Below are 12,065 nucleotides of genomic sequence, written 5' to 3' on the forward strand. Positions count from 1 at the left end.
AATAGACGCCGACTTACCGCGTGCAGGCATGTTGAATAACGAGTGACTAACTATTGCACTCAAGTTGTGCGCAACGAGGCCTTATTATTGGGGCTTGCCCTGAAATGCAGCCGTGCTTCCTTGGAGGAAGGCTCCGGCGCCGGTGCGGCAAGGTTCTGATGAAGGCAAAATGCCTTTTCTATCAATGCCTTGTGTATTTGCACGGGCTCATTTAGGTCAGCGCTGCCTTGGCCTGCAGGGGATAGCAATGCGTACTTATCGCCACCCTTAACTCGATCAGTTGATGTTATGACCATAGAACCAAAGTGTTTTATGACAACTTGGCTACTTCCGTTGGTCGTTATGTAAGTCATCTCTTACGCAAACAGAGAATTTCGTTACCGGTGGTATGAGCGGTGCATCAGGACGAAGTTCCTGGCCGCTCATCCCCTTTCCCGAAATTTTTTGAAATATTAGAAAAGATGGCACTGGTACTATATTGATAGCACTTGCTATTTAGACCAGTAGTTATGGGGAGTTGGTGCGAGAGGATAGTTTTGTGCCACTACTGATTAAAAAAAGTGGTGCCACTACGAAAAAAACCGACAAGTGTCGAGTGAAAAAATCGTTAGGGTTGTGTCTGGATGTTTTTCTGGCGCCAAATAAATGACGATTCTTAAGGTGAAATGCAGGCAAAAAATGTGGGAGCTGGCTTGCCTGCGATAGCTGTCTATCAGAAACATGTGAGCCGGCTGACCCTGCGCTATCGCAGGCAAGCCAGCTCCCACATTTGATTTTGGTGGCTGTACAGGCCTTACTCCGGTGCGTGATCGCGCAAAAACACCAGGTTATCCGGCTTGGATTGCTCCGCATTGAAGCGATAGCCCTGCACATCGAACTGCTTGAGCTTGGCCGGATCGTTGATGCGTTCTTCAATCACAAAGCGGCTCATCATGCCCCGGGCCTTTTTTGCGTAGAAGCTGATGATCTTGTACTGGCCGTTCTTCAGGTCCTTGAACTCGGTGTTGATGATGCGCGCATTCAGGGCCGTGCGCTTGACCGCCGAGAAGTACTCATTGGACGCCAGGTTGAGCAGCACATCGTCGCCTTGTGCGGCCAGGGCCTCATTCAACCATTCGCTGATGCGGGTGCCCCAGAACGCGTAAAGGTCCTTGCCCCGGGCGTTGGCCAGCTTGGTGCCCATCTCCAGGCGATACGGCATCATCAGGTCCAGCGGGCGCAGCAGGCCGTACAGGCCTGAGAGCATACGCAGATGGTCCTGGGCATAGCTGAAATCGGCATCGCTGAAGGTCTCTGCGTTGAGGCCGGTGTACACATCGCCCTTGAAAGCCAACAGCGCCTGCTTGGCATTGGCCGGGGTGAAGGCGGGCGTCCAGCTGCCGAAGCGGGCGGCGTTGAGGCCACCGATCTTGTCGGAGACGTGCATCAATTCGCTGATCTGTGCCGGGCTCAGTTCGCGCAGCTGTTCTATCAGCTCCTGGGAATGGTCCAGGTATTGCGGTTGGGTAAAGCGCGCAGTGACCGGCTTGGACTCGAAATCGAGGGTTTTGGCGGGGGAAATCACCATCAGCATGAAGTTGGCTCCTGGAATCGTGGGCGAGATTCTAGGGGTTGGGGCGTTTGGACTCCACCTATGATGGCGATAGATGCGATCCGCTATGATGGGCGGTAACTCTGGAAAGGAAGACCCCGTGTGCGATTAGCGCTTTTATTGTCGGCTTGCCTGCTGTGCGTCACCGCCCAAGCGGCGCCGGTGGATGTCGCCAGCCTCGACCGCAGCACCTGGCCGGAAAAACTCACCAGCCCCGCGCTGTTCGATGTGGCCTCGCGGGCGGAAATCCTGATGTTTGCCCACGGCCTGCTTGCCAGCGAAGCCCTGGACGACACCGCGCTCAAGCAACGCCTGGGGCTGAAGATCATCAACCTGGCGGCCATCGACGACCTGCGTCGCCAGCTCTGGCAACGGCTGTTGGAGAACTACACATTCGCCCAGCAGAGCTGCGAAGAAGATGCTTCGTTCTGCTACCTGGTGGAAAACATGGACGACCTGCGCGAGCAGGCCGGCAAGTTCGAGGTCAGTGACAACTCGTTCTATATAGGCTGGGCCGCACCCAGCCGGCACTTTCATGAGCGCTATCTGGATGAGCTGCTGCGCAAGGCTGCGCTGTTCCCGCAGATCAGTAGCGAAGTGGCGCGCTTTGGCGACCATGAGCGCAATGGCGACGAGCTCAACGATCGCATGTTCCTGCTGACCTTCGATGGCGGCCCGGCGTTGGTGGGCGGTAATACCGACTGGCTCACCGACTACCTGCGCAAGCAGAAGATGAACGCCACGTTCTTCTCCCTCGGCAGCAGTTTGCAAAGCCGTGTGGAGCGCAGTTCTGTTGCGGATGTGCAGGCGCTGTACCAAGGGCAGTGCGTGGGTATCCAGGGTTGGCAATACCGTTCCCATAGCCATTGGGTCGACTGGCAAAGCTCCATCACCCGCAGTGCCGCGCTGGTGCAGAACCTGATGCCGGAAAACTATGTGCCGCTGTTCCGACCGCCTTATGGGCAGCGTCGTGCGGACAGCCAGGGGTTCTTCCAGCAGCAGGGTTTGCAGGTGGCGTTGTGGGACATCGATTCCCAGGACGATCCGGGCAAACTCAAGGCCGAGGAATCGGCGCAGCGGGTGCTGACGCTGATGCTGCTGTGGCGCAAAGGCGTGATTGTGTATCACGACACCCAGGACAAGGCGCGAGTGGCATTGCCGATGGTGTTGCAGGCAACGGCGCAGAGTGGTTTGGGTTGGCAGGAGTGTCGCGAGGCATTTCGCTGAAAATCCCCGGCCCCGTTGAGGATGAGGCATTTCTGGGGTGATTTGCTGCGACATTTCGATGCAGGCGGACTTCCGACTTTAACGGGGTGGCTGGCACTCGGCTAGTGCTATTCGTCATCCTGAAAAATAAACTTCAAAAAAGCGTCAAAGTGCTTTTTCCTGTCATGGGTTTTGCGGTATTACGAAGTCAGACCGCCGAACCCTGCGACACAGGTGGCGTCTTCCAAGACTCCTCATGTGGGCAGTGCACTTGACGTCCCTCAGGTGCATTCGGTGGTCGAATCGAGGCGCAGCACCGCCCAGGTATTGCGTCGACTGGCTCCCACAAAGGTGACCGAGTATGGATGATCATGGACGTAACCCTTCTTCCGACCAGCCAATCCTTTACGTGCTTGATACCAACGTATTGATCCACGATCCAAACGCATTGCTTAACTTTGAAGAACACCACGTCGCCATCCCGATGATCGTGCTTGAGGAGCTCGACAAACTCAAAAGCGGCCACCACAGCGTCGCCGCCGAATGCCGCCAGGCCATCCGTCTGATCGACAAGACCCTGGGCGAAGCCTCGCCCGAGGACGTTGAGGTCGGTGTGCCGATCCAGCGTGGCAAAAGCGGGCCCAAGGGTTTGCTGTCGATCCTGATGAGCAAGCGCAGCGAGCCCAACAGCCTGCTGCCGGAAAACCTGAACGACAACAAGATCATCAACCAATTGATCGACCTGCACGCGCGCGACAAGGACCTGCGCGTAGTGCTGGTGACCAAAGACATCAATATGCGCCTCAAGGCACGAGCGTGTGGGATCGCTGCCGAGGACTACAGCACCGACCAGCTAGTCGACGACGTGTCGATGCTGTCGCGGGGTTATCACATGATGACCGGTTCGTTCTGGGACCGTGTCAGCAAGGTCGAGACCCGTCAGGACCATGGCCGCACCTGGCACCAGGTACAGCTGATCGACAACCTGCCGGCCGTGCATATCAATGAATTCATCGTCGATGAACAAGGCTTCGTGGGCTGGATCAAAGAGATCCAGGTCGACAAGCTGCTGATCCTCGACCTGCATCAGGAACCCCTGTTGCACCAGGAAGCCTGGGGCCTGAAACCGCGTGATATCTACCAGAGCCTGGCGCTGTATGCGCTGCTCGACCCGGACATCCACCTGGTCAACCTGACCGGCGCCGCAGGCTCGGGCAAAACCATCCTCGCCCTGGCGGCCGCCATCGAGCAGACCATGGTGACCAAACGCTATCGCCGCATCATCGCCACCCGCAGTGTGCAGGGCCTGGACCAGGAAATCGGCTTTTTGCCCGGAACCGAAGCGGAAAAAATGGAGCCGTGGCTGGGGGCGATCACCGACAACCTCGAAGCCTTGCACATGGATGACGAAAACACCCATGGCAGCGTCGATTACATCCTCAGCAAAGTGCCGTTGCAGTTCAAATCCCTCAACTACATCCGAGGTCGCAGCTTCCAGCAGAGCCTGATACTGATCGATGAATGCCAGAACCTTACCCCGCACCAGATGAAAACCATCATCACCCGTGCCGGTGCCGGTTCCAAAGTGGTGTGCCTGGGCAACCTGGCACAGATCGACACCCCTTACCTGTCCGCGACCAGCTCCGGGCTGACCTACCTGACGGAACGTTTCAAAGACTTCCCCAACGGCGTGCATATCGCGCTGCAAGGGGTGCCTCGTTCGATTCTGGCTGAATACGCCGAATCCCACCTGTAACCAACAAGTGGCTAAATGCCACGAACCCCCCGGATTTTTCACGAAATCCGGGGTTTTTGTTGTGGGCGACATTTGCCTGCGATAACGCGCCCTGGGTACTTGTGGTTTTTGTAATTATTTTGTTACATTTTTTCCCGCGGTAAAAACAATAAGAACACTCCACAACCCGTCGGAACACCACCTCCTTGATTCGACGAACGTTTTGAAGACCTGTCTAGGGTTTTCACCGTGACCCTGCCTATTACAAAAGCCCGATACATCGCTCATTGATGACGCACATATCCAAAGGGAAAGGAAAATGGACGTAGCAGGTAATGGCTTCACTTTGTCGCAACGCAAGCACGCCACTCGTTTCAAGCAGATACCCCTGACACCTATCGCACTCGGCCTGGCCCTCTGGCTGGGCCAGGGCTCATTGGCCTGGGCGGACGACAATCCCTACACCTCCCAGGTACTGGAGTCGGCATTTCGCAAAGCCGTCGCCTCCTTCGGCTCCGACACTGAGGTGTACAAGAACCTGCGGTTTGCCTACGCGGATATCGTCGACCTGGCGGCCAAGGACTTCGCCGCCCAGTCCGGCAAGTTCGATTCGGCCCTCAAGCAGAACTACGAACTACAGCCTGAAAACCTCACCATCGGCGCCATGCTCGGCGATACACGGCGACCGCTGGACTACACCTCGCGCCTGGATTACTACCGCAGCCGGCTGTTCAGCAACAATGGTCGCTACACCACCAATATTCTCGATTTCTCCAAGGCCATCATCGCCAACCTGCCGGCCGCCAAGCCCTATACCTACGTAGAGCCGGGTGTGAGCAGCAATCTCACTGGGCAACTGAACGCCGGGCAATCCTGGGCCGGCGCGACCCGTGACTGGAGCGCCAACGCGCAAACCTGGAAGACCCCGGAAGCCCAGGTCAACTCTGGCCTGGACCGCACCAACGCGTATTACGCCTATGCCCTGGGCATCACCGGCAAGGGTGTGAATGTCGGCGTGCTGGACTCGGGCATCCTCACCCGGCACTTCGAATTCCAGGGCAAGAATGCCCAGGGCCAGGACCGAGTGCAGGCGGTGACTTCCACTGGCGAGTACTACGCCACTCATCCGCGCTACCGCCTTGAAGTGCCCAGCGGCGAGTTCAAGCAGGGTGAACATTTCAGTATTCCCGGTGAGTATGACCCGGCGTTCAACGATGGCCACGGTACGGAAATGTCCGGTGTGCTCGGCGCCAATCGCAACGGCACCGGTATGCACGGCATTGCCTTCGATGCGAATATCTTTGTCGCCAACACAGGCGGCAGCGACAACGATCGGTACCAGGGCTCCAACGACCTCGACTACAACGCGTTCATGGCCAGCTACAACGCCCTGGCGGCGAAGAACGTGTCGATCGTCAACCAGAGCTGGGGGCAAAGCTCGCGCGATGACGTGGAGAACCACTTTGGCAATGTCGGCGACAGCGCCGCGCAAAACCTGCGGGACATGACCGCCGCCTATCGCCCGTTCTGGGACAAGGCCCACGCCGGGCACAAAACCTGGATGGACGCCATGGCCGACACTGCACGGCAAAACAGCTTTATCCAGATCATCTCGGCGGGCAACGACAGCCATGGTGCCAACCCTGACACCAACGCGAACCTGCCGTTTTTCAAGCCGGATATCGAAGGCAAGTTCCTCGCGATCACCGGCTATGACGAGACCAGCGCCCAGGTCTACAACCGCTGCGGCACCTCGAAGTGGTGGTGTGTAATGGGCGTATCGGGCATCCCGTCTGCCGGGCCTGAGGGCGAAATCATCCCGAATGCCAATGGTACCTCCGCGGCGGCGCCGAGCGTTTCCGGCGCCTTGGCCTTGGTGATCCAGCGCTTTCCCTACATGACCGCCAGCCAGGCGCGGGATGTGTTGCTCACCACCTCCAGCCTGCAGGCGCCGGACGGTGCGGACACGCCCGTGGGCGAGCTGACGGGAGGGCGCACCTACGACAACCTGCAACCGGTGCATGATGCCGCGCCGGGAACGCCGCAAGTGCCGGGTGTGGTCAGCGGATGGGGCCTGCCCAATCTGCAAAAAGCGATGCAAGGGCCGGGGCAGTTCCTGGGTGCCGTGGCGGTGGCCTTGCCTACCGGTACCCGCGATATCTGGGCCAACCCGATTTCCGATGAAGCCATTCGCGCCCGCCGTGTGGAAGACGCTGCCGAGCAGGCCACCTGGGCGGCGACCAAGCAGCAGAAGGGCTGGCTCAATGGCCTGCCCACCAGTGCCTCGGCCGATGATCAGTTCGAATACGAGATCGGTCATGCACGGGAGCAGGCGACGCTCACCCGTGGCCAGGACTTGCTCACCGGCGCCACCTACGTCGGTAGCCTGGTCAAGTCCGGTGACGGCGAGTTGGTGTTGGAAGGCCAGAACACCTATTCAGGTAGCACCTGGGTGCGCGGAGGCACATTGTCGGTGGACGGTGCGTTGACCTCTGCCGTGACGGTGGATGGCAGTGCCGTGGGCACGCGTAATGCTGACAATGGCGTAATGACCACAGTGGGCGGCACCCTGGCCGGCAACGGCACGGTGGGCGCCCTGACCGTCAACACTGGCGGGCGCGTGGCGCCGGGGCATTCGATTGGCACGCTGCGTACCGGCGACGTGACCTTCAACCCTGGCTCGGTGTATGCCGTTGAAGTGGGGGCCAATGGCCGCAGCGACCAGATCCAGAGCAGCGGCGTGGCGACCCTCAATGGCGGTGTGGTGAACGTGTCCCTGGAGAACAGTCCCAACCTGCTGTCCGCCAGCGAGGCGCGCAGTTTGCTGGGCCAGCAGTTCAACATCCTCAGCGCCAGTCAGGGTATCAATGGCCAGTTTGCGGCGTTCGCGCCCAACTACCTGTTCATCGGCACGCAACTCGCTTACCAACCGAACCAACTGACCCTGGCGATAGCGCGCAACCAGACCACCTTCGCCAGCGTCGCGCAAACCCGCAACGAACGGGCTGTGGCGACAGCGGCCGAGACGCTGGGCGCCGGCAGCCCGGTTTACGAAAGCCTGTTGGCTTCCGATTCCGCTGCACAGGCTCGGGATGCATTCAAGCAATTGTCGGGGCAGCTGCATTCGGATGTTGCGGCGGCGCAAATGGCCGACAGTCGATACCTTCGCGAAGCGGTCAATGCTCGTCTGCAACAGGCCCAGGCCCTGGATTCCAGCGCGCAGATCGATAGCCGTGACAACGGCGGCTGGGTGCAACTGCTCGGTGGGCGCAATAACGTCAGCGGTGACAACAACGCCAGTGGCTATTCTTCGTCCACCAGTGGGGTATTGCTGGGGCTGGATACCGAGGTCAGCGACGGCTGGCGCGTGGGGGCGGCGACCGGTTATACCCAGAGCCACCTCAATGGCCAGTCGGCTTCGGCGGACAGCGACAACTACCACCTGTCGGTGTATGGCGGTAAGCGCTTCGAGGCGATCGCCTTACGCCTGGGCGGCGCTACCACCTGGCATCGTCTGGATACTTCGCGGCGGGTGGCTTACGCCAACCAGTCGGACTATGCCAAGGCCGATTACAATGCGCGCACCGACCAAGTGTTTGCCGAGATCGGCTACACCCAGTGGAACCCATTCGAACCCTTCGCCAACCTCACGTACCTGAACTACCAGAGCGACTCGTTCAAGGAAAAAGGCGGCGCCGCTGCCTTGCACGCCAGCAAGCAAAGCCAGGACGCGACGCTCTCTACGGTGGGCCTGCGTGCGCATACGCAGTTGCCGGTCAGCTCCACCTCGGCAGTGACGTTGCGCGGTGAGCTGGGTTGGGAGCATCAGTTCGGTGATACCGATCGCGAAGCCTCGCTGAAGTTTGCCGGCAGCGACACTGCTTTTGCCGTTAATAGCGTGCCCGTCGCCCGGGATGGCGCGGTGATCAAGGCCAGTGCGCAAATGGCCTTGACCAAAGACACCCTGGTGTCGCTGAACTACAGCGGCTTGCTGTCCAACCGCGGTAACAACAACGGGATCAACGCCGGGTTTACCTTCCGTTTCTGACCCTGCACTGGTGCCCTGTGGCGAGGGAGCTTGCTCCCGCGCCACAGTCATCTATGGAATAAACAGCCCTGCGCAAATTTGACCCACAGGTTTACAATCTCTGCTCCTGATCAGGAGTATTGCTGTGCTGACTCATCTCGATTCCCAAGGTCGTGCCCATATGGTCGACGTCACCGACAAAGCCGTGACGTTCCGTGAGGCCGTGGCCGAAGCGCGGGTGCGCATGTTGCCCGAAACCCTGACAATGATTGTCGATGGCGCCCACCCCAAGGGCGACGTGTTCGCCGTGGCCCGCATTGCCGGGATCCAGGCGGCGAAAAAAACCAGTGACTTGATCCCCCTGTGCCACCCGCTGATGCTCACCGGGGTCAAGGTCGAACTGCGCGCCGATGGCGTGGATGCCGTGCATATCCTGGCGCGCTGCAAGCTCTCCGGCCAGACCGGCGTGGAAATGGAAGCCCTGACGGCGGCCAGCGTCGCCGCGCTGACGATCTACGACATGTGCAAGGCGGTGGACCGTGGCATGACCATCGAAAGTATTCGCCTGCTGGAAAAGCTTGGCGGTAAAAGCGGGCATTTCAAGGCGGACCAGATATGAGCATCAACGTATTGTTTTTTGCGCGTTACGCTGAAGCGGTAGGCTTGGACTCTCTGGAGATGGAGGGCGATTTCGCCACCGTCGATGCTGTGCGCCTGGCGCTGGCCGGTGACCCGGAGTTTGCAGTGCTCAACGAGAGCAGCCTGATGTGCGCACGCAATGAAGAACTGTGCGGCCTTGATGAGCCGGTGCAAGCGGGTGACGACGTCGCGTTTTTCCCGCCCGTGACCGGAGGCTGAGCATGGCCATTCGTGTGCAGGTCGAAGCCTTTGATCCGGGCGCCGAAGTCAACGCCATGCACGCGGCCAATGTGGGCGTAGGCGCGGTGGTGAGCTTTGTCGGTTACGTGCGTGACTTCAATGACGGACGCGATGTGTCTGGGATGTTTCTGGAGCACTACCCGGGCATGACTGAAAAGGCTTTGGCCAAGATTGCCGTTGAGGCTGAGCAGCGTTGGCCGTTGCTCAAGTTGGAGGTGTTGCACCGCATTGGCGCCTTGGAACCGGGTGAGCCGATTGTGTTCGTGGCGGCGGCCAGTGCTCATCGGCAGGCGGCGTTTGACGCCTGTGCGTTTGTGATGGATTACCTGAAGACGCGGGCGCCGTTCTGGAAAAAGGAGAACACCAGTGAGGGGGTTCGTTGGGTGGATGGGCGAGACAGTGATCACGCAGCGGCGGATCGCTGGAAATCATAGGCGTTGCCGCGCTTTTAACCGATAGCGATATTTAAAATAAATCTATAGAACTGTCAGATCTGACAGTTGTTCCGCCCCTCTTTGCGGGTTCTGATGATCTCAGTACTTACTTAATGATGGGGTGGGACATGGTCACACAAGCAAGCAAATGTCGTTTGTCGAAGTTCAGCATCAGTCGTCCCGCCAATACGCAAGCGGCTAATGGGCTCTATGCCAACGGACGCCATCAATGTGAAGTCCTCATTGACGTTGTTAAAGAAATCAGTGGCGTAGGCGACGAGTGGGTCCGTGTGCGCTTGACTGATGAAGAACGCGCCAGTGTTACCGTTGTCGAATGCTCAGAACATGGCAATCAAACCCTCACACCCGGGTGGAGCTGCGATGTAGAAAAAAATCAATTCACGCTTGGGCTTTGGCGGGATAAATCACTGCCGCTGGAGCCGGGCAACGACTTGGAAAAACGTCTTGAGCGTTCATTGGAGGAACCTATCAAGCGCTATTTACGTTGCGCTCCGGACGCACCCATCGGGCCAGCAGTATTTATGGCGTGTGTGACCATAGATAGTTGTGTTTACACAACTTACAGCTTTAAGCGCGACGCCGTTTTTGAGTCTTTTATCACGATTAACCCTGTTCGCCCAATGAGCTGGGATGCGGACGATATGGATCTTTATGTGGATTATCTCGCCTACTCCAGTGCGCCTCCTTATCGCACCTTGGTGGATGTTTACTACTGGACCCCACCAGGAGGCTTGTGGGTAGTAAAAAATATGGGTTTTGATAGCCCGCTGGGTTTGCCGGGGGAGGGTAAGGATTTTCACAGCGTTTTATCGTGGCATTCGCCTATCGATAACACTACTTCAAGCAGGGTAGGAACCTTTATAAACAAGGATGAGCTTGACTCGACACTTCATCTGCATGAGATTGATGCAGGGCTTCCTGCACCCTCTCCCGATCCCTTAATCCCGTTTAACAAAAGAGCGACTGTGCTGCGTGCGATCAGGTTGAAGTCCCCACTGGTGCCTGAGAATCGCGACGCGAAGAGTTTTTGGCGGGTGTTGGATAACTATGGCACTGAGCAAAAATTTTTAGTGAAACACACAGATCCACTGAATCTTCCTGGCGTTCCTTTTTTTAAATTGACCGGCGAGATCGTTCGGACCCTCAAGCTCATTCTTTTTAAAATCATGTTGCCCGGTGGCGGGTCCGTTACCGATGAGCTGTATGCCAATGGGCGTCATCAATGCAAGGTGGTCGTTGAGGTTGTTGTTGAACAACTGGATGCTGGTGGGTATTGGATACCTGCCAGGCTGTCGGATGCGGAGCGTAATAGCTTGACCATTACGCTCTACTCGCCAAATGTCAATGAGCCGCTTCCTGAAGGTTGGAGTTGTGATAAGGAGAAGAACATTTACGATACGGGTCTATGGCGTACACGTATCGATGAGGTAAGGCCGGATCAAAAACCAGAGGTCGTGGCTGGGCACGCTCAGCGACAAGTCGAGATCGTAGAGCGCTATTTACGTGTGGATCCGAGTGTGCCCATCGAAGAGCGCAGATTCATGGCGTCAATCGAATTAGGTGGGGTGACGTACACCACTAACTACAGTGATGATGATGTTGCCTTTGACTCGTATGTAACGATTCGCGCAACACTACCCTATGCGTTGTCAACGAGCCAGCTTGTCGAGTATGTCGATAATGATGCTTATAGTGATAATCTGTGTGATGTCGATGTTTATTATTGGACACCCCCGGCGGGTTTGCGATTTCTTGTAAATAGAGGTCTTGACTCCCCTGCGTCAATTCCTGCTGAAGGATGGAATTTTCGCACCTCCTATTTTACAAGAAACAAGCAAAGTTCATTTGCAAAGGGCGGGGTGGTGATTAATAAAGATACTGTTAATGCTTCAGTTTTGATAGGGGATATTTTTAGCGGACACCCCAATCCATCCGGAGATTCTGTCAGGTTCAATCGGCGATCGACAATAATGCGAGCTGTTCGTTTTTGTGGGGAATATAATATAACGGGTAGCAGGGATAATAATAGTGTTTGGCGCTTGTGGGATAATTACGGATGCGAACATGTTTTTCGAATTGAGCAATTATATGACGGAGATAAGCTTGGTTTGACGGATGTTTAGAGTGTTGTGGGTTTTTGCTTTCTCTCATTCTGGATTCTACGTTAAGTGT

At 57.2% G+C, this 12,065-nt stretch carries 8 protein-coding genes; 7 read left to right on the forward strand and 1 reads right to left on the reverse strand.

Going from position 1 to position 12,065, the window contains the following annotated elements:
- Positions 1-793: 793 nt before the first annotated feature.
- On the reverse strand, positions 794-1,573 hold the full coding sequence (gene yaaA, locus IH404_RS06300; RefSeq protein ID WP_005785021.1) for a peroxide stress protein YaaA: 780 nt from the start codon (positions 1,571-1,573) through the stop codon (positions 794-796).
- A 120-nt stretch (positions 1,574-1,693) separates the two neighbouring features.
- Between yaaA and IH404_RS06305 the strand changes: the two genes are divergently transcribed.
- From IH404_RS06305 to IH404_RS06335, 7 genes are all read left to right on the forward strand, one after another.
- Positions 1,694-2,818 (forward strand): polysaccharide deacetylase family protein, encoded by a 1,125-nt coding sequence (locus IH404_RS06305; RefSeq protein ID WP_005785023.1) that lies wholly within the window; start codon positions 1,694-1,696, stop codon positions 2,816-2,818.
- A gap of 340 nt (positions 2,819-3,158) precedes the next feature.
- Positions 3,159-4,553 carry a PhoH family protein gene (locus tag IH404_RS06310; RefSeq protein WP_005785025.1) on the forward strand — a complete coding sequence of 465 codons (1,395 nt, stop codon included), beginning with the start codon at positions 3,159-3,161 and terminating at the stop codon, positions 4,551-4,553.
- A gap of 298 nt (positions 4,554-4,851) precedes the next feature.
- Positions 4,852-8,580 carry an autotransporter serine protease gene (locus IH404_RS06315; protein WP_005785027.1) on the forward strand — a complete coding sequence of 1,243 codons (3,729 nt, stop codon included), beginning with the start codon at positions 4,852-4,854 and terminating at the stop codon, positions 8,578-8,580.
- A gap of 124 nt (positions 8,581-8,704) precedes the next feature.
- Positions 8,705-9,178: a cyclic pyranopterin monophosphate synthase MoaC gene (gene moaC / locus IH404_RS06320; protein WP_005785030.1), complete on the forward strand. Its 474-nt coding sequence runs from the start codon at positions 8,705-8,707 to the stop codon at positions 9,176-9,178.
- The gene (locus IH404_RS06325; RefSeq protein ID WP_005785032.1) at positions 9,175-9,417 is read left to right on the forward strand and encodes a MoaD/ThiS family protein; all 243 of its coding nucleotides are present in this window, start codon (positions 9,175-9,177) and stop codon (positions 9,415-9,417) included. The genes moaC and IH404_RS06325 overlap by 4 nt, the downstream gene beginning before the upstream one ends.
- A gap of 2 nt (positions 9,418-9,419) precedes the next feature.
- Positions 9,420-9,872 (forward strand): molybdopterin synthase catalytic subunit MoaE, encoded by a 453-nt coding sequence (gene moaE / locus IH404_RS06330; protein ID WP_005785035.1) that lies wholly within the window; start codon positions 9,420-9,422, stop codon positions 9,870-9,872.
- Positions 9,873-10,000: 128 nt separating this feature from the next.
- A complete protein-coding gene (locus IH404_RS06335) occupies positions 10,001-12,016 on the forward strand; it encodes a hypothetical protein (protein WP_194440155.1) in 2,016 nt (671 codons plus the stop codon).
- Positions 12,017-12,065 lie beyond the last annotated feature (49 nt).

The sequence above is a fragment of the Pseudomonas sp. OST1909 genome (genome assembly GCF_015277575.1).
GTDB lineage: Bacteria > Pseudomonadota > Gammaproteobacteria > Pseudomonadales > Pseudomonadaceae > Aquipseudomonas > Aquipseudomonas synxantha_A.

Bases quoted from the DNA above. Each gene is read 5' to 3' on its own strand.
- IH404_RS06315 (WP_005785027.1), top strand. From the start codon at position 4,852: ATGGACGTAGCAGGTAATGGCTTCACTTTGTCGCAACGCAAGCACGCC.
- IH404_RS06310 (WP_005785025.1), top strand. From the start codon at position 3,159: ATGGATGATCATGGACGTAACCCTTCTTCCGACCAGCCAATCCTTTAC.
- IH404_RS06325 (WP_005785032.1), top strand. From the start codon at position 9,175: ATGAGCATCAACGTATTGTTTTTTGCGCGTTACGCTGAAGCGGTAGGC.
- IH404_RS06335 (WP_194440155.1), top strand. From the start codon at position 10,001: ATGGTCACACAAGCAAGCAAATGTCGTTTGTCGAAGTTCAGCATCAGT.
- moaE (WP_005785035.1), top strand. From the start codon at position 9,420: ATGGCCATTCGTGTGCAGGTCGAAGCCTTTGATCCGGGCGCCGAAGTC.
- yaaA (WP_005785021.1), bottom strand. From the start codon at position 1,573: ATGCTGATGGTGATTTCCCCCGCCAAAACCCTCGATTTCGAGTCCAAG.